18 protein-coding genes are annotated in these 17,492 nt (G+C 43.5%); 6 read left to right on the top strand and 12 right to left on the bottom strand.

The window, feature by feature from the left end:
- Positions 1–249 precede the first annotated feature (249 nt).
- Positions 250–1,443 carry an amino acid aminotransferase gene (locus K5Q73_RS09910; RefSeq protein WP_220760626.1) on the top strand — a complete coding sequence of 398 codons (1,194 nt, stop codon included), beginning with the start codon at positions 250–252 and terminating at the stop codon, positions 1,441–1,443.
- 78 nt (positions 1,444–1,521) lie between these two features.
- Here K5Q73_RS09910 and yvcK read toward each other — a convergent pair whose 3' ends face one another.
- Positions 1,522–2,433 carry a uridine diphosphate-N-acetylglucosamine-binding protein YvcK gene (gene yvcK / locus K5Q73_RS09905; RefSeq protein ID WP_220760624.1) on the bottom strand — a complete coding sequence of 304 codons (912 nt, stop codon included), beginning with the start codon at positions 2,431–2,433 and terminating at the stop codon, positions 1,522–1,524.
- Positions 2,434–2,595: 162 nt separating this feature from the next.
- On the opposite strand from yvcK, the gene K5Q73_RS09900 reads away from it, so the two are divergent.
- Positions 2,596–3,423 (top strand): glucosaminidase domain-containing protein, encoded by an 828-nt coding sequence (locus tag K5Q73_RS09900; RefSeq protein WP_220760622.1) that lies wholly within the window; start codon positions 2,596–2,598, stop codon positions 3,421–3,423.
- Positions 3,401–4,024, top strand: coding sequence for a DUF2987 domain-containing protein (locus K5Q73_RS09895; RefSeq protein ID WP_220760620.1), 624 nt, complete (start codon positions 3,401–3,403; stop codon positions 4,022–4,024). Before K5Q73_RS09900 ends, K5Q73_RS09895 begins: the two co-directional genes overlap by 23 nt.
- A 67-nt stretch (positions 4,025–4,091) precedes the next feature.
- Here K5Q73_RS09895 and ttcA read toward each other — a convergent pair whose 3' ends face one another.
- From ttcA to ccoN, 11 genes are all read right to left on the bottom strand, one after another.
- Positions 4,092–5,027, bottom strand: coding sequence for a tRNA 2-thiocytidine(32) synthetase TtcA (gene ttcA / locus K5Q73_RS09890; RefSeq protein ID WP_220760618.1), 936 nt, complete (start codon positions 5,025–5,027; stop codon positions 4,092–4,094).
- Positions 5,028–5,106: 79 nt separating this feature from the next.
- A complete protein-coding gene (gene uspE / locus K5Q73_RS09885) occupies positions 5,107–6,039 on the bottom strand; it encodes a universal stress protein UspE (RefSeq protein ID WP_220760616.1) in 933 nt (310 codons plus the stop codon).
- A gap of 93 nt (positions 6,040–6,132) precedes the next feature.
- Complete coding sequence (gene etrA / locus K5Q73_RS09880) at positions 6,133–6,885, bottom strand: FNR family transcription factor (protein WP_220760614.1); 753 nt, start codon at positions 6,883–6,885, stop codon at positions 6,133–6,135.
- Between the two features lie 57 nt (positions 6,886–6,942).
- Positions 6,943–7,635, bottom strand: coding sequence for a sulfite exporter TauE/SafE family protein (locus tag K5Q73_RS09875; protein WP_220760612.1), 693 nt, complete (start codon positions 7,633–7,635; stop codon positions 6,943–6,945).
- Positions 7,632–7,841 (bottom strand): cbb3-type cytochrome oxidase assembly protein CcoS, encoded by a 210-nt coding sequence (ccoS, locus tag K5Q73_RS09870; RefSeq protein WP_220760610.1) that lies wholly within the window; start codon positions 7,839–7,841, stop codon positions 7,632–7,634. The genes K5Q73_RS09875 and ccoS overlap by 4 nt, the downstream gene beginning before the upstream one ends.
- Positions 7,838–10,222 (bottom strand): heavy metal translocating P-type ATPase, encoded by a 2,385-nt coding sequence (locus tag K5Q73_RS09865; RefSeq protein ID WP_220760608.1) that lies wholly within the window; start codon positions 10,220–10,222, stop codon positions 7,838–7,840. The genes ccoS and K5Q73_RS09865 overlap by 4 nt, the downstream gene beginning before the upstream one ends.
- Before the next feature lie 70 nt (positions 10,223–10,292).
- A complete protein-coding gene (locus tag K5Q73_RS09860) occupies positions 10,293–10,772 on the bottom strand; it encodes a FixH family protein (RefSeq protein ID WP_220760606.1) in 480 nt (159 codons plus the stop codon).
- A 148-nt stretch (positions 10,773–10,920) separates the two neighbouring features.
- Positions 10,921–11,877 carry a cytochrome-c oxidase, cbb3-type subunit III gene (gene ccoP / locus K5Q73_RS09855; RefSeq protein WP_220760604.1) on the bottom strand — a complete coding sequence of 319 codons (957 nt, stop codon included), beginning with the start codon at positions 11,875–11,877 and terminating at the stop codon, positions 10,921–10,923.
- Positions 11,877–12,053: a CcoQ/FixQ family Cbb3-type cytochrome c oxidase assembly chaperone gene (locus K5Q73_RS09850; RefSeq protein ID WP_012155452.1), complete on the bottom strand. Its 177-nt coding sequence runs from the start codon at positions 12,051–12,053 to the stop codon at positions 11,877–11,879. Before K5Q73_RS09850 ends, ccoP begins: the two co-directional genes overlap by 1 nt.
- Before the next feature lie 11 nt (positions 12,054–12,064).
- Positions 12,065–12,679 carry a cytochrome-c oxidase, cbb3-type subunit II gene (gene ccoO, locus K5Q73_RS09845; protein WP_220760602.1) on the bottom strand — a complete coding sequence of 205 codons (615 nt, stop codon included), beginning with the start codon at positions 12,677–12,679 and terminating at the stop codon, positions 12,065–12,067.
- A gap of 12 nt (positions 12,680–12,691) precedes the next feature.
- A complete protein-coding gene (gene ccoN, locus K5Q73_RS09840; RefSeq protein WP_220760600.1) occupies positions 12,692–14,128 on the bottom strand; it encodes a cytochrome-c oxidase, cbb3-type subunit I in 1,437 nt (478 codons plus the stop codon).
- A 226-nt stretch (positions 14,129–14,354) separates the two neighbouring features.
- On the opposite strand from ccoN, the gene K5Q73_RS09835 reads away from it, so the two are divergent.
- From K5Q73_RS09835 to K5Q73_RS09825, 3 genes are all read left to right on the top strand, one after another.
- On the top strand, positions 14,355–14,852 hold the full coding sequence (locus K5Q73_RS09835; protein WP_220760598.1) for a hypothetical protein: 498 nt from the start codon (positions 14,355–14,357) through the stop codon (positions 14,850–14,852).
- A gap of 223 nt (positions 14,853–15,075) precedes the next feature.
- The gene (locus K5Q73_RS09830; RefSeq protein WP_220760597.1) at positions 15,076–15,333 is read left to right on the top strand and encodes a hypothetical protein; all 258 of its coding nucleotides are present in this window, start codon (positions 15,076–15,078) and stop codon (positions 15,331–15,333) included.
- Between the two features lie 116 nt (positions 15,334–15,449).
- On the top strand, positions 15,450–16,742 hold the full coding sequence (locus K5Q73_RS09825; RefSeq protein WP_220760595.1) for a site-specific integrase: 1,293 nt from the start codon (positions 15,450–15,452) through the stop codon (positions 16,740–16,742).
- The last annotated feature ends 750 nt before the right edge of the window (positions 16,743–17,492 follow it).

Below are 17,492 nucleotides of genomic sequence, written 5' to 3'. Positions count from 1 at the left end.
TTCTTATCGTTTTAAATAGAAAGCCTTCACTTGTGTGAAGGCTTTTTGTTTTGCGCTTAACTCAATTATATTATTGTTATTTTGAACTACAAATATTTGTGAATATTCATATTTTTCAGCAAAAAACTGATAAAAAGAACCCAAAGCCCCAAAATTTACTAATAGTCGTAAATCTCTCTTTCTCCCCAATAGCTTCAATGTTATAAATACACCGAAAACCCTACACTTCTAATATTTAGGAAAGCCATAATGATATTTTCCCAGGTTGAGCTGGCCCCTGCAGATCCAATTTTAGGCCTAACAGATGCATTCAAAGCTGATGTTCGCGAGAACAAAGTGAACTTGGGCGTGGGTATTTATAAAGATGAATCAGGACAGACTCCTATTCTAAAGTCTGTAAAGTTTGCCGAAGAAAAATTATTGGGCACAGAGAAGAGTAAGAGCTACCTTGGTATGGAAGGTGTACATGCCTACAACCGAGTTGTGCAAACATTATTATTTGGCGCTGACCATGATGTGATTGCACAAGATCGAGCTTTAACAGCACAGGCTCCAGGTGGAACAGGCTCACTACGAGTAGCGGCAGAATTCTTAGTTCGCCATACCAGCTCTAACAAGATTTGGATCAGCAACCCTACCTGGGCAAACCATAACAACATCTTTAGCACAGCAGGATTAGAGATTGCTGAGTACCGTTACTATAAAGCGGAAACTCATGGTCTAGATTTTGAAGCCATGCTTGCCGACTTACAAACTGCAGAAGCTGGCGATCTTGTATTGCTTCACGGCTGTTGTCATAACCCAACAGGTATCGATTTAGATAACGCACAATGGCAGCAAGTTGCTGACCTATGTCTAGCAAAATCGTTAGTGCCACTGTTTGATTTCGCTTACCAAGGTTTCGGCACTGGCGTTGAAGAAGACGCGCAAGGGCTTCGAATTGTCGCTAATACCGTACCAGAATTGATTGTTGCCAATTCATTCTCAAAGAACTTTGGTCTTTACAATGAACGGATCGGCGCAGTAACGGTTGTTGCTTCTAACAGCGGTGAAGCGGTTAATGCATTTAGCCAAATTAAGAGCACTATTCGTGCCTCTTATTCTAATCCGCCAGCGCACGGTGCATTAATTGTTAGCACTATTTTAGAAGATGACACACTGAAACAGCTTTGGCATGACGAACTAAAAGAGATGCGTGAGCGTATCGCCGAGATGCGTACACTGTTTGTTGAGTCATTGAAAGCTGCGGGTGTAGAACAAGATTTTGACTTTATCTCAAGCCAAAATGGCATGTTCAGTTTCTCGGGTCTAAATAAAGAGCAAGTGAATCGTTTAAGAGACGAGTTTGCAGTCTACATTGTCGGTTCAGGCCGGATCAGTGTAGCAGGTATGACTAAGGCAAACATGCCTGTGATCTGTGCGGCTATCGCCAAAGTACTTTAATGCACAAAGCTTAAATTACGGCATTCTCGCCCAATAAAAAAGGACCTATAAGGTCCTTTTTTATTGCCTAAAGAGTGGCTAAGCTTCTTGCAAACAGTGCTTCTGGCTAACCATGAAAGATAATGCATCTGCCAGCGCTTGTTTGTCATGTAAACCAACATGATGTGAACTTCGAAGCGGGTAATAACAGATGTTATCTTCTTCAGAGTGGCTATCGGCATTGCAAAGGATTTTATCGATAATCCTTAACCCCAATACTTGATGGCACCAGTTTACCTTGTTACTCAAACTGCAGTTGGCGATGGGTGAGGGCTCATCGGTTAAGTTATCGACTAAGATCACTTCGGCCTTTGACTCTGACAGTGCACGCGCAATTTTAGGTAATAATAAAGGTGGCATGATACTGGTTAAGAAGCTTCCCGGCCCCAAAATAATAAGATCAGCCTCAAGTATTGCATCACATGCTTCACAGGTTGCTTCAACTTGTGGATCCAGAGACAAAGCAATTGGCGTGTCTTGCATCTTATCGACATCGGTTTCACCAAAAACACTCTCACCACTGGCTTGCAGCGCAACTAAATGCGTAGGTTCTTCAGACATAGGAATGAGGCGCGTATCAATATTTAAAAAGTTACGCACTAAATTAACCGCATCGAGTGGCCGTACGCAGAGCTCATCTAATGCCATTAGCATCAAATTACCAAGATTATGACCACTTAGTTCGCTTGCACCCGAAAAACGGTATTCAAACATAAGTGAGCCAACGGAAGGGCGTTTAGCCAATTGAGTTAAACAGTTCCGTAAGTCACCCCAAGCGATACAATCTTGTTCGGCCCTTAAGCGTCCAGTTGAGCCGCCATTGTCGGTTGTAGCAACAATACCGGTCAATTTAGGACCTAAAAAAGACAGTGCAGATAACACTCGACCCAGCCCATGCCCGCCACCTATGGCTACCACATGGTTATATTGATTAAGCCTATTGTGTTTCATTTTGAGGGTCTCCTTCCTGAATACCCAAAGCTTGTAAAAAGGACTATCAATTATACCTAAATTACTAAAACTTTCGCGATGTATTATCGGCTAAAGCTAGCATATAATAGCCATCAAATTAGTTAAATGTGAATTTGATGTAATTCTTAGAAAGGAAAATGAGTGAAAACAGGTAAAGTTGGGTTGTTTACTATCGCGTTAGGATTAGTTATTGCACTACTCCTACTTATCAGACTGGTGTTTATTCCAGCAAAGGAAGAGCAATCGTCGGTAATAGGTAAAGCCGTGAAAAACCTTGAGGTGGCCAGTGTAGTACCAGATTTTGCCGCCATTAGAGATGTGAGTGAGAAAAAACGCGAATTTTTCGGGTTTTTACGGCCGTCGATCAAACATCAAAATGCGATTATTCAAGGTGAAAGAGACTTTTTAATTGCCACTCGAAACCAGATTGTTAATGGCAAATCGCTTACCGAGGCTGATGAGTTTAGATTACAGCAAATATCTGAAAAGTATCAATATACTTTTAGAAGCCTTAATATTAACAATATCGACACACTACTCGTAAGAGTCGATGTCATTCCCGAAGAAATGGTATTAATCCAGGCCGCGAATGAAACGGGTTGGGGCACATCTCGTTTTGCACGTGAAGGGCTTAACTTTTTCGGCCAATGGTGTTTTAGAAAAGGCTGTGGCTTAGTTCCTCAATCACGAACTGAAGGCTTGTCCCATGAGGTCGCACTATTTAAAACAGTGGAAGACTCCGTAGCCTCATACATGCGCAACCTTAATTCAAACGCCGCATATTCTTTATTGAGATCGATTAGAGCCGACTTACGCGCAGAAAATAAGACGCCTACAGCTCAAGATCTCGTTTATGGCTTGATCAACTATTCAGAACGCCAAGAAGCTTACATCGATGAGCTACTTGAAATGTTACGTCAAAACCAACGATTTTTAGTGGATAATAATGAAAAAACAACTGCTGCTTAGCTGTATCTTATTAGGTATTTCAACGGTGAGTCAGGCTCAGCCTATCTCACTTGAGTACCAGAGTTTTTATCAGCGCCTCAAGCAGGTAAATAAAGGTAATTACCAGCTCGTTGAAATTGCATTCTCAGTGTCTAAGGCCAATGGATGTAAAGTCAAAAACGGAACCATTACGACTGAAAAAGACTCGTTTCCATTAACCATCACTAAAGACCAAAGGTTGTTTTTACCTTACGATGCTCAACTTAAGTCTGATCGCGCTTTGATTAATCTTAATGTTGAAGGCGATGCTCAGACTTGCGCAATTGCCATGCAAGTAAGGGCAAAGAATACCAAGCAGAGCTACACACAAGCGGAGCTTGTGCAGATAGAGCAAGAGATGAATGCTTTACTGAGTCAGATGCAAGGTTTTCCAATGCGCTATTTCGCATCGGATATCGCAGGTCTAAATTTAGAGTTTGATGGTGATGCGACGGTTTATATCGATGATAAAGCGATTCCTGTTACAGGCACCTATCGCCTTGAAACCAGTCAATTGGCAAATTTAACAAGCTTAAAAACCTCTGTAGCACCAAAGGTTATCAGTCCTTGGACTGTGAAGTAAGCTTAGCTGATAGCCTGCCACAAAAAAGCCCTGATTATCAGGGCTTTTTTAATTGTATTTTTTAATACTACTCAGGAGTATAAGTACTTACAACGTCAATTCGCGCAGCAGCATCAAGGTTAATATGGCCGTTATTTGCTACATCAACAAAATCGAATGCTGGCAGATCAGACTCGGCAACTTGACCACTCATCGGCGCATCAGGGTCGCGAGTTAATGATAAGAAATCAAATTGCTCGCGGTCAACACCTTGAGAAGGTGATGTATTTTGCATTGCGGTAAAAATGGTTTCAATTCGACCAGGATGCTGTTTATCCCACTGCACTAACATGTCTTTGACTGCTGCACGCTTAAGGTTTTCTTGTGAGCCACATAGGTTACAAGGAATAATTGGAAAGCCTTTAAGCGCAGCATATTCAGCAATATCTTTTTCGCGGGCGTAGGCTAATGGACGAATAACCATGTTAGCACCGTCATCAGACAGTAACTTAGGTGGCATCGCCTTCATCTTACCGGCAAAGAACATGTTCAAGAACATGGTCTCAATGATGTCATCTCTGTGGTGACCTAGAGCAATTTTAGTTGCACCAATCTTCTGCGCAAAACCATATAGAGTACCGCGGCGTAGACGTGAGCATAGCGAGCAAGTAGTTTTGCCTTCTGGGATCTTATCTTTAACGATAGAGTATGTATCTTTTTCCAAGATATGGTAAGCCACGCCTAGAGTATCTAGGTACGCAGGCAAAATATCTTCAGGGAATCCAGGTTGCTTCTGATCTAAGTTAACCGCAACGATTTCGAATTTAATAGGAGCGCGTTGCTGAAGGTTCAACAAGATATCAAGCATGGCGTAACTGTCTTTGCCACCCGAGAGGCAACACATGACTCGGTCACCTTCTTCAATCATGTTGTAATCACCAATTGCACGACCAACTTCAGTGCGTAATCGCTTCTGCAGTTTTGTCATACGAGTGATTTGTTGTGGAGTTAATTCTTCGGACATAAAAAACGCGCCTAGTACACAATAGTTCAGGGCGCGTATTATTCCAGCTTAATGGCTTCGGGTAAAGCTTAGATAGCGGTTAGACCTCTTCTAATGGTGATTTATAACCATCAGGTTTAATCGCCAGTAAGTCACAGTTGATACTGTCGATGACATGCTCAGCTGTGTTACCGATTAATGCAGCAGAAAGTCCAGTTCTACCTACGGTACCTAAAACCACGAGTTCAGCATCTAATTCAGCAGCCAGATCGGGGATGACATCTTCTGGTAAGCCTTCTTTTACATGACAAAAGTCAGGAGAGATCCCATAAGCATTGGCAAGGTAGCAAATACGTTCTTCGTGCTGAAGCTTAATCGTTTCACTATAAGTATGGGCATCGAAATCAGGTAGCTCTATAGCTAAGTTAACTGGGGTACCAGGGTAACCGTTAACCAGATGCACTTGAGCATTAAATTGCTTAGCGAGTTTGCTGGCGTGAGTAATGATTTTACCATTAAGGGTTTCATTAGCGTCATCTTCAGCACTAACATTAATCGCGCAGACTATCTTACCTGCAACAGGCCAGTCTTGCTCTTTAACTAACAGTACTGGGATTGGAGCTTTTCGTAATAAGTGCCAATCGGTAGGCGTGAAAATTACCGACTTAAGCTTATCGTGTTCGTGAGTGCCTTTAACGATGAGATCGTAATTACCGTCAATAGCTTGTCTGATGATGCTTTCGAAAGGGCGGTTATGCCAGATAACTTCTGATGTTACCTTTATGCCATCTTTACAGTAAGGTTTAATGATGTCATCTATCCAAGCCTTACGTTGGTTAATAACACCTTCGCGCATCGCTTCTCTTTCTTGGCCCGACAGAATCGAAGTCATCTCGTAGGAGAAGTCAAAAATAGATAAAAAGACCGTTATTTCGGCTTTGCTTTCTGAGGCGAGTTCAACGGCTCTAGCAAGAGCCGCCTGCTTTTCTGTCGTTGGGTCGACAACCACAAGGAGTTTCTGATAGTCCATCATAGCCGTTTCCTTATCTAAATATCGTCCAGTTCCATCTTGCATGATTGCGATGAATTTATATTGTTTTAGATCAAGCTGATTGCCGATTAAATCCTATCGCGCAATATTACTGTTACCTGATAATTCGCTCAAAGCGTCAATATCTAAAATGGTAATGTATTTACCTTTAACTTCAATTAGTTCTGCCTTTTGAAAACGGCCAAGTAAGCGGCTGATAGTTTCAACTGTCAGTCCAAGGTAATTACCAATATCACCACGAGTCATTGTTAATCGAAACTCTCTTGGTGAAAATCCACGGCTACCGAAGCGCTTAGCGAGGTTACTAATAAAGGCTGCAAGTCTCTCTTCTGCATTCTTTTTACTGAGTAACAGGATCATCTCTTGATCGCTTTGAATTTCATTACTCATTAAGCGCATTACCTGCTGTCTAAGCTTAGGCATTTTACCTGTTAGCTCATCGAGAGTGGTGTAAGGAATTTCACAAACCATCGATGTTTCAAGGGCTTGAGCAAAACTTTGATGAGATTGCGAATGAATACCATCGAAGCCGATAACATCGCCAGCTAAGTGGAAGCCAGTGATCTGTTCATCGCCTTGTTCTGTAATGGTGTAGCTTTTGATTGTGCCAGAACGGATCGCAAATAAAGACTTTAGCGGATCGCCAGATTTAAAAATCGGTTCGCCTTTTTGTATTGGCTTCTTACGTTCGATGATCTCATCAAGCTGATCTAACTCAGTAGAGTTAAGTGTGAAAGGAATACAAAGTGTACCCATGCTGCAATCATGACAATGAATCGCACATCCTGACGCCATTTGACGACGATTCTTGTTGTTATCTGCTGACATTGTCTCTCTCAATTTTGACTATTCATCTACTATGTTAAACTAATTTGATATTCGGAGCTAGTTAAGCTGGTTAATCGCCACATACAAGGTCTGCACTCCGAATGCCACCAGCGCTGCGCCGCCTACAATACGTACAGCTCTTTTCTGCATTAAGCGACTAAAGCTACTGGCTGCAATACCTGCACTTAATAGTGCGGGTAATGTGCCTAAACCGAAGCAAAGCATGACTAGCGCACCTTCAAGCGGATTACCTGCAGCAACGGCCCAGGTCAACATGCTATAGACTAGGCCACAAGGCAGCCAGCCCCACAATGCACCAGCAATAAAGGCATGAGAGCGGTTTTTAATTGGAATAAATTTATTGGCGACGGGGGAGATATATTGCCACAGCCACTTGCCAATACGTTCAACCTGAACCACGCCGGCCCAGATCTGTGCAATGTAAAGCCCGGTAATTATCATCATAAGGCCAGCAAAAACGCGCAAAACCAGTAAATAGGTGTCAGCATCGAACAAGACACCAAGTGCGCTAGCACTGCCACCAATCAACGCGCCAGCAGCCGTGTAACTGATAATCCGGCCGCTGTTGTAGCTCAGCAGGTAACCAAGCTGAGACACCAGGGCATTAGCGCCACCGGTTTTAGGCAAGTTCGCCGATAATGCGCCCACAAGGCCACCACACATACCAATACAGTGACCCGCACCCATCACACCTACGATAAATGCACCAATTAGGCTGAAATCATTCACTCTGCGGATTTCTTATCAGTGTCGTTTTCGTCGAGTTTATTGGTTTGAGATTTACCCTTTGGCGACTCATCTTCTTCAAAAAGAATCGACACACTCTGTTTTTCTAAATCATCAAACTGATCGGATTTTACAGCCCAGAAGAATACACCTACCGCGATAAGCACGAAAATCATAGCGATTGGGATCAGGACATAAATAATACTCATAAACGAACCTTAAGTAGTCTTAGGCTATTAGTAACAACAATGAGTGAGCTCGCAGACATCCCTAATGCAGCGATGTAAGGAGCTACGTGGCCGCTTACGGCCAATGGAATTATAAACAGGTTATATCCTAGCGCCCAGAACAAATTCTGCTTAATAATCCTTCCTGTAGATTTTGCGACCTTTACCGCATCGGCAAAACGCGACAGGTTGTCACCCAATAAAATGATGTCGGCACTGTTTTTAGAAATCGCGGCGCCGCTGCCCATAGCAATTGACAAATTAGCCCCCGCCAGCACAGGCGCATCGTTAATGCCATCGCCAAACATGGCCACTTGACCTTGCTGTTGGAACTTATCAATTAAAGCCAGCTTACCTTTAGGTGAGAGGCCTTTATGGACATCATCAATACCAAGACGCCGACCTAAGGCTTCAACTTCGGTGGAATTATCACCACTGGCAATACTGAGTTTACAACCCATCTCCTTCAGCTGAGCCACCGCTTGTGCAGTTTCTGGACGCACTTCATCATTCAAGCTGATTTTCGCCAGCAAGGTTTGCCCTTGGCTAAACCAGACAATAGTCGAGTCTTCAACATCATTAGTGCCATTAACAAACTGCTGACTGCCGACCTTATATTCAAGCCCATCGATAGTGCCTGACAGACCATTACCGACCACATTTTGTCTCTGGCTAACTGCCATAGCGCCATTAAAGTGTGTAGCAAAGGCTTTAGCAATCGGATGCAAAGAACCCGATTCCAACGCGGCAATATGGGCAAGAACATCAGATTTTGACCAATCGGCCAATAGCTCTACATGGCTGATAGACAATGAGCCTAAGGTTAGGGTACCGGTTTTATCAAATACTACATGTTGGATTTGCGGTAACTTCTCAAAAATACCACTGCGACGAGTAATGATCCCCAAACGCGTCATAATAGCCGTGCCACAGGTTACTGCCGTAGGTGTAGCAAGTGCGAGCGCACAGGGGCAGGTTGCAACAAGCACTGATAGAGTGACCCAAAACGCATCTTCAGGAGAGTAGAAGTACCAAAATAGGTAAGTTAACGCTGCAATCAATAAAATCGCGGCAGTAAAGTAGTTAGAGAACCTGTCGGCATACAGCGCCACTTTGGGTTTATTATTAGAGGCAATCTCTTGCAAGCGAATAATTTCAGCAACCAGTTGATCTTGCCCAAGCGCAGTCACCTTAACCAAAATAGGTTGCTCAATATTAATGGTTCCGGCAAATACCTCTGCATCTAGCATTTTTTGTAGTGGCATCTGCTCACCAGTAAGCATAGCCTCGTTCACTGCGGTCTCGCCCTCTATGACTATGCCGTCAGCGGCGATGACATCACCGGGTTTTACCAAAATCATATCGCCAATGGCTAAGCGCTTGGCAGGGACTTCATCAAAACCTTCATCCGTTTTAAGTTGCGCGGTTAATGGCACTAGTTTGTGCAGATTACTGGAGCTAACTGACGCCTTTTGACGAGCATTTTGTTCGAAGAATCGCCCCAGTAATAGGAAGAAGGTAAACATAGAGACAGATTCGAAATAAACCTCGCCAGTCCCGTTAATGGTTTCGATACAGCTGGCAATGTAAGCACCACATATCGCGATACTAACCGACACGTCCATGTTCAAGCGGCCCATTAGCATCGAGCGTACGGCGCTAAAATAAAACGGCTGAGCCGAGTAAAATACCACCGGCGCGGCAAACAACATGCTGACCCAGCGGAAGTAATCGCGGTATTCGGTTTCTAAATCACTAAAGTAACCAGAATAAAGGGCGAGGGCGAACATCATCACCTGCATGGTGGCGAAACCAGCGAGGCCAAGGCGTAGAAGGAATTTACGGCTGTCTCGCTTACTCTTTATTTCCTGCTCGTCAACTTGAAAAGGCGCAGCTTGATAGCCAATAAGGCTTATCTGGTTCAGAATTTCACTGAGCTTAATTGTATCGCTATCCCAAGCTATCAACGCGCGTTGGGTAGTGGAGTTGACTTGAATTTTAGCAACACCGTCGAGCTTATTGATTTTATGTTCAATTAACCAGGCGCAGGCCGCGCAGGTAATACCATCAACAGTTAGAGAAACTTCGTTAAGTGAGTCTCTTTGCTGAATAAAGTCTTGCTGAACTTCAGGTAGATCGTATGCACTAAAATTTGACAGTTCTTCAGGTACCAAGGCCGTCTGTTTATTACCAGGTTCTGTGCGGAATTTATAATAGTTAGTGAGTCCGGCGTCGATAATCGCCTGAGAGACTGCTTGGCAACCTGGGCAGCACATAAGCTGCTCATCATCATTAATACGAGTGGTAAATTGCTTACCTGTTAATACAGGTTCACTACAATGGAAGCAGCTAGGTTGACTCATGGATTGTTTTTCTTTTTGTAATTATTTGATAAACCCGCAACAGAGGCTTGCGGGTTAGGGCATAAACTAATTAGTTTAACCAGTATTGTTGATCGTCTTTCAGCACGACACGTTGCTGAATGCGCCACGTCTGATCATAGCCTTCAATTCTAACGTCCCATGGGCCTTCAATCGATTGGGTTAAATCGATGCGATATACGCCATTGGCGTCTGCTGTGACAATTTGTGAAAAATCACGTTCTTCAAGAGTGGGGTGATAAAAGCTAATACTTAATCCAGCTAGGTACTGTTCGCCACCTTGTTGAGACAGCTCAACGTACTTGTCATCAAACTCAAGCATGTAGTTTATGCCAAGCTGCTTAGCATGCTTTATCTTACGCAGGTCAATATTAATGCCTTTACCTTCTTTATAGTACTCTTCGGTCACTAATGGGTCTTGGTTGGTAAAAGCAACCCAAAATAAATTGATACTAGCGATCACAGCACACAGCGGTAATATGATTAGGAACCACGGCCAGAATTGCTTATACCAGGGTTGCGAAGTAGACATTATTAACCACCTATAATTATTAAAATAGTTGTAACAGTACGGGAAAAAACAACCGACATTTTACCCATAAAAGTGTGACTTATCACTTAAAAAAAAGGCCTCGTTATCACGAGGCCTTAATATTACACTCGGTGTTAACCGTATGTGATTACTTAGCAGATAAACTGTAAACGTAAGCTGTAATTACGTGAACTTTTTCTTCACCTAATACATCTTTCCACGCTGGCATAACACCAGTACGGCCGTTTTGGATTGACTGCTCGATAGCACCACGGCTACCACCATATACCCAAGCATTGTCGGTCAGGTTAGGGGCACCCATGAACTTGTTACCTGTACCGTCCATACCATGACAAGCGAAACAGCCCTTCATGAATGAACCTTGGCCTTGAGCGGCAAGTGCTTCATCGTGATCACGACCAGATAGCTTAACAACGTATTCAGCTAGACCTTTAATCTCACTGTCTTCAATCGGTAAACCACCTTTAGGCGGCATCATACCGTGACGACCATTCATAATAGAGGTCTTAATCGTTGCTAGCTCACCACCATATAACCAAGCATTGTCGGTTAGGTTAGGGAAGCCTTTACTACCGCGAGCATCACTACCATGACACATGGCACAGTTTTGTAAGAATAAACGTCCACCCACTTTAAGGGCTTCTTCATTCTTAACTAACTCTTCCAATGGGGTGTCAGCATACGCCTTGAAGATAGGGCCAAACTTTTCGTCAGCATGCTTTACTTCTTGGTCATACTGAACCCAACGACCGTCGTTTTGAGCGTCGATAACCGCTTGCTTCGACTCTTCAATAGTACGTACGCTTTGGTTTGAACTTGTCCAGCCTAAAAGACCTTTAAAGCTACCAAGACCTGGGTAAAGTGCTAGATAGATAACACTAAATACGATAGTAAGGTAGAACATATAACTCCACCACTTAGGTAGTGGGTTGTTAAGTTCTTCAATTCCATCGAAGCTGTGACCCATCGACTTGCCTTCTTCTACACCTGTGTCGTTCTTAGAACAAGCACGTAGTAGAACAACACAACCAATGATTACCACAACCGTGAGTACGATAATCCATATACTCCAGAAGTTACTCATCACTTTTGTTCTCCTGAGTCCTTCGAAACCGAGATTTTCTCATCGTCAGAGAAAACTAGGTTAGCTGCATCGTCGAATTGCTTCTTACGACTAGAGCTATATGCCCAAGCAAATATACCGATGAAGGTCACCATTACCACTATGGTTATAATTCCACGTAATGTGCCGTAATCCATAATTTGCCTCCTTATTTAAGCGCGTGGCCTAGTGATTGCAGATATGCGATCAATGCATCAAGCTCAGTCTTACCTTTAACAGCGTCTTTAGCGCCATCAATCTCTTCAGTTGTATACATCTGATGAGTAGGGTGAAGATTTTGCAAGATTTGCATCTTCTGGCCAGTAAGATCACCCGTTAGGATATTCTCAGCTAACCAAGGGTAGGCAGGCATATTTGACTGCGGTACCACAGCGCGAGGGTCGATTAAATGAACCTCATGCCATTTGTCGCTGTAACGACCACCAACACGGGCAAGATCTGGACCGGTACGCTTAGAGCCCCACTGAAATGGGTGATCCCAAACTGACTCACCAGCCACTGAATAGTGACCATAACGTTCAGTTTCGGCACGCAGTGGACGGATCATCTGGCTGTGACAGCCATAACAGCCCTCACGAACATAGATATCACGACCTTCAATCTGCATTGCCGTATAAGGGATTTGACCTTCTAATGGCTCAGTAGTGTCTTCTTGGAACAAAAGGGGTGTTATCTCAACCAAGCTACCAAAACTGATTGCGACAACAGTGAGGATCCCTAATAGACCGATGTTTTTCTCAACTATCTCATGATTAAATTTCATCGTATCTACTCCTTAAGCTGCTTTTGCATCAGCAATTGCTGGCAAAGAATCTTTAGGGGCCTTAACAGTACGGTATACGTTGTATGCCATTAAGAACATACCTGTAAGGAAGAACACACCACCTAGGAAACGAACAAAGTAGAACGGGTAAGAGGCTTCTAAGCTTTCAACGAAGCTATAAGTCAATGTACCGTCAGAGTTAACTGCGCGCCACATTAGACCCTGCATCACACCAGAGATCCACATTGAAACGATATAAAGAACAGTACCAATTGTTGCCAACCAGAAGTGAACGTTAATTAGGTTTGTGCTGTACATGCGGCCGTGGCCAAACAGAACTGGGATCAAGTGATACAAAGAACCGATTGAAACCATAGCAACCCAGCCCAATGCACCAGAGTGAACGTGTCCAACAGTCCAGTCAGTGTAATGAGATAGTGCGTTAACCGTCTTAATTGCCATCATTGGGCCTTCGAAGGTAGACATACCGTAGAAAGACAATGAAACAACAAGGAAACGCAAGATAGGGTCTGTACGAAGTTTGTGCCATGCACCTGATAACGTCATGATACCGTTAATCATACCACCCCAAGAAGGAGCGAATAGGATTAGAGACATCACCATACCAAGTGACTGAGTCCAGTCTGGAAGTGCAGTGTAGTGTAGGTGGTGAGGACCAGCCCAGATATACAAAGCAACAAGTGCCCAGAAGTGAACGATAGATAGACGGTACGAATAAACTGGACGACCAGCTTGCTTAGGTACGAAATAGTACATCATACCTAAGAAACCTGCAGTTAACAGGAAGCCTACCGCATTGTGACCATACCACCACTGGACCATAGCATCTACAGCGCCACTATATAGCGAGTAAGACTTAGTCATAGTTAACGGTACAGCCATAGAGTTAACTATGTGAAGTACGGCTACCGTGATAATAAAGGCACCAAAGAACCAGTTAGCCACATAGATATGCGACGTAGTTCGTTTAATGATAGTACCGAAGAAAACCACAGCATAGGAGACCCATACGACGGTAATTGCGATATCAATTGGCCATTCTAGCTCAGCATATTCTTTACCACTGGTGATACCAAGTGGCAAACTGATTGCTGCCGAAAGAATGATGGCTTGCCAACCCCAGAACGTAAATGCTGCTAACTTAGGTGCAAATAGTCGAGTTTGACAGGTGCGTTGAACGATATAATAGGATGTGGCGAAAAGGGCTGAGGTACCAAACGCGAAAATCACGGCGTTCGTATGTAGAGGTCGTAGACGACTATACGTTAACCATGAAGTTTCAAAGTTTAGCTGCGGCCAGATTAACTGAGCTGCAATTAGTACACCTACTGACATGCCTACAATTCCCCATAACACAGTTGTTAGAGCGAATTGGCGGACGATGGTGTAGTTGTAATCAGCGCCTTGAGGCTGGGAATGGTTCATCATATTGCTTCCACTGCTTATTACTTATACTTATTGTTGTGTAGAGTAAAGCTCTACCCGTTTATATGACAAAAAACACGTCTCCTATAGGAAACTAAGCTTGTGTGTCAATGTGTAACCTTGCATTTCATGAAGTAACGCAAAGCAAGGCCATGATACTTGAGCTATATCAAAAAAGATAGGAATTAAGGGGCGGGATAAGTTGATCTAGATCAAGGTACTCAATAGAATGTTAAAACATTTAGTTGAAAGGTTAAATATCGTGCAAGTCACTCACAAATCACCAGTATTAGGCTTTTCTGTAGGCTTAGTACTAGGGCTGTTTCTACTCGGTTGTGAACCAAAAGCGCATGAACCACAGGCGTCAAGAGCTGTAGATACAAGCTTATGCAATTTTAAATCTGGCCCTTGTACCAAAACTGTAGCTGATGTAGACCTTGAGTTAACGATCAGTCCTTGGCAAACCCCGAGCGAGCAGCCATTACAGCTATCTATTACTACTTCTCAACCACTGAGTAATATAAAGGTTAAAGTTCAGGGTAGAGATATGTTTATGGGGATTATTCCAGTAAAACTTAACCAAATCGACGAAAACCTGCATCAGGGAAACTTAATATATGGTTCATGCAGTGGTGACTACATGGTTTGGAGTGCAATTGTTAGCTACGAAATCGATGGAGTGGAGAAGTTCACCAGCTTCGATTTCTTAGCCGATAACCCAGGCTAAGTATGTATGGCCTAAAAGCCATTTGTTGAACACAGAGCTTTTTCCACATTGTTGTTTCATTGAAAATAAATGCTTGCTTCACTACAAATAAATGACTCGACAATCTTATTGATAATCATTATCATTCGGTCGTGGCATTAGCTAGGCATGCTTAGTGATATATTCAAGCCATGTAACTGACGTAAGCTTAGTTATTTCAGGACAGTTCAGCTGGAGAAAACAAATGGACAGTGCCACCCGCCAACTAAATATCAGTATTTCTGAAGCCAAAATTGCTCAGCTGATCCAACAAGGCCATTTATGCGCCGCAGACTTTAAGTGTTTGGATAGAGAGACTAAACAGGCAGTGTGGCAGCTTTGCCTATGGAGCTGTGAAAAACGCATTCATTGTGACAAACATTGCCAACAAGAATGTAAAAGCCTGTGTAATGAGCAAAGCCAAGAGTTGGTTAAAAGCGCCATAGCGGTATTTACTCGCTGAAAAGCATCACCAGCAGTTATAACAGTCATATAAGGTTAATTAAGGATATCGCTTTTTAACCTTACTGATTAATATAGAGATATCGGCTTTTATACTTTCAATATTTTTATATACCTATGCACTTACCCCTAGTAATCCCGCTTTTTGACTCAATCGACTACATTCAAATCGGCAATCCGCTGGTTAATCAACATATCACCCAACTTAGCCTGGGGGTTCTCGATGAAGCCGGTTTAGTGTTTGAACACGCTACAGATTGGCTATTCGAGCAAAAGTACAACGAGAATAACTATAAAGCCTATCGAAGCGAACTAACCACCTTCCTGCACTGGTGTTTCGATGTTATTAAGCTCAACGTCAGTGCAATAGGGCGCCGAGAAGTCGGCTTATATATAGAGTATTGTAAAAATCCGCCTACCGAGCTTATCGGCTACTTTAATGTGGCCCAATTTAAAGAGAATAAATCAACGACCGAGCGAACGCCCAACCCGGCTTGGCTACCCTTTAGAGGCAAGAAAGTGGACGGGCAAATTCAGCCTTATGTGCTCAGTGACAGCGCGCTCAAGACCAAAGTCGCAATTCTATCGAGCTTCTATAGCTACCTGATGGGGGAGGATTACTGCGACAAGAATCCTGCGCAGATGTGGCTTAACAAGAGTCGATTCTCCTCAAGACAGAAGTACCGACTCAATACCGATGATGATAATCAGTTGGCGTTTACCGAGTTGCAGTGGTCCTACATCATGTCAACGGTTGAGAAACTCGCTAAAGCGCAGCCTGAATTACATCAGCGTAGCTTGTTTTTAATTAAGCTTATCTACTCCTGTTATCTACGCGTCTCAGAGGTATCAGCCAGGGCAGGTTTCTCACCTGTTATGAGCCAGTTTAAGCAAAACCGCCAAACGGGAATTTGGAGTTTTCATATCCCTAAAAGTAAAGGCGGCAAGAGCAGAAGTGTTGCCGTCTCTAAGGCTTTGATCGATGCCTTAACTCAATATCGTAGCTACTTAAATCTGTCGCCACTGCCAACAAGTAGCGAGCAACACCCGTTAATTGTGCGTCAAAAAGCCGCTGGGCGAGGGCGAGAAGTGGGCAACTTGAATGCTAACTTAGGTATTCGCCAAATTCGAGAAGAAGTCGACAAGATCATCGAAATTGCAGCTAACAGCATCGAAAATGACGGCTTTATTGAGGACGCACAGCAAATGCGCGGCTTAAGTATCCACAATATTCGCCACACCGGCATTACTCACGACATCAATATTAACGGCAGGCCCTTATCCCACGTTCAAGCCGATGCCGGTCATGAGAGTATCGACACCACCTCGCAATATCTGCATACCACTCAGATAGAAAGACACGAGAGTGCCCAGAACAAACCGTTAGATTATCTGCAGGGGATAGAGTAGCTGTTTGTATAAAGTGAATGAAAGCTGAGTAGGTACCAAATACAAACCAACGTTGCCACCTGCTAAAACTTGACTGCCTAGCAGGGGCTTTGCTTTCGTGCTTTAGCAAGACGCCGTAAATATATCCCTATAGGCCTTTCTTTAAGGTATGAGCTAAATCTCTGACCGCCATGGATTGGTGGAAATGCCAACAAATGTATGGAACATTTGTGGCCCGATTTAGAAGCTTGCACAGCACTTCTAGCAAAGCTTAAGTTTCACACTGTACTAGCGTGGGTATGTGTAATTACTCTTAAAAGCCGGCTATCAGCAATGCGATATACGATCTCTCCCATGTAAAGTCGGCGCGTTATGCTTTCGACTGCTTTAATGCCGCCGTAGTTGCAGAAGAAACGTGGATGTGACTAGCACCAGTAAAGCCCCACATTGGTAGGGGCAACTTATCCGCAAAGGCCGTGCCCGTGGTCTATCGCCCATTTTTTCCTTAACGCAACGGCCAGCCGAATCTGATAAAACCGCCATGCTAATAGTTAACAGCTAATGCGCCTCTATTTTGAACAGGGTATTCAGAACGAAGCGACTCAAGCGTGTTAAAGACTAAAGGACGACGAAAGATGGTCGCCAAAGAGCTAGATGTACACGTGTCAGAGGTGACAGGACTTAAGCCGTTGGACTTTGTTGAACGTGACGATGTGACTGGGAAGGTAAGGAAAGGGAATTTAAAAAGTTGTAAAACCAATAATTGTTGAT

Source organism: Shewanella sp. MBTL60-112-B2, from assembly GCF_019655055.1.
In the GTDB taxonomy this organism is placed as follows: Bacteria; Pseudomonadota; Gammaproteobacteria; order Enterobacterales; family Shewanellaceae; genus Shewanella.
The sequence above is the reverse complement of the archived record's forward strand: the minus strand, read 5'-3'. Positions and strand labels throughout refer to the sequence as shown.

Bases quoted from the DNA above. Each gene is read 5' to 3' on its own strand.
- K5Q73_RS09910 (WP_220760626.1), top strand. From the start codon at position 250: ATGATATTTTCCCAGGTTGAGCTGGCCCCTGCAGATCCAATTTTAGGC.
- yvcK (WP_220760624.1), bottom strand. From the start codon at position 2,433: ATGAAACACAATAGGCTTAATCAATATAACCATGTGGTAGCCATAGGT.
- K5Q73_RS09895 (WP_220760620.1), top strand. From the start codon at position 3,401: ATGAAAAAACAACTGCTGCTTAGCTGTATCTTATTAGGTATTTCAACG.
- ttcA (WP_220760618.1), bottom strand. From the start codon at position 5,027: ATGTCCGAAGAATTAACTCCACAACAAATCACTCGTATGACAAAACTG.
- uspE (WP_220760616.1), bottom strand. From the start codon at position 6,039: ATGATGGACTATCAGAAACTCCTTGTGGTTGTCGACCCAACGACAGAA.
- etrA (WP_220760614.1), bottom strand. From the start codon at position 6,885: ATGTCAGCAGATAACAACAAGAATCGTCGTCAAATGGCGTCAGGATGT.
- ccoS (WP_220760610.1), bottom strand. From the start codon at position 7,841: ATGAGTATTATTTATGTCCTGATCCCAATCGCTATGATTTTCGTGCTT.
- K5Q73_RS09865 (WP_220760608.1), bottom strand. From the start codon at position 10,222: ATGAGTCAACCTAGCTGCTTCCATTGTAGTGAACCTGTATTAACAGGT.
- K5Q73_RS09860 (WP_220760606.1), bottom strand. From the start codon at position 10,772: ATGTCTACTTCGCAACCCTGGTATAAGCAATTCTGGCCGTGGTTCCTA.
- ccoP (WP_220760604.1), bottom strand. From the start codon at position 11,877: ATGAGTAACTTCTGGAGTATATGGATTATCGTACTCACGGTTGTGGTA.
- K5Q73_RS09850 (WP_012155452.1), bottom strand. From the start codon at position 12,053: ATGGATTACGGCACATTACGTGGAATTATAACCATAGTGGTAATGGTG.
- ccoO (WP_220760602.1), bottom strand. From the start codon at position 12,679: ATGAAATTTAATCATGAGATAGTTGAGAAAAACATCGGTCTATTAGGG.
- ccoN (WP_220760600.1), bottom strand. From the start codon at position 14,128: ATGATGAACCATTCCCAGCCTCAAGGCGCTGATTACAACTACACCATC.
- K5Q73_RS09835 (WP_220760598.1), top strand. From the start codon at position 14,355: ATGTTAAAACATTTAGTTGAAAGGTTAAATATCGTGCAAGTCACTCAC.
- K5Q73_RS09830 (WP_220760597.1), top strand. From the start codon at position 15,076: ATGGACAGTGCCACCCGCCAACTAAATATCAGTATTTCTGAAGCCAAA.
- K5Q73_RS09825 (WP_220760595.1), top strand. From the start codon at position 15,450: ATGCACTTACCCCTAGTAATCCCGCTTTTTGACTCAATCGACTACATT.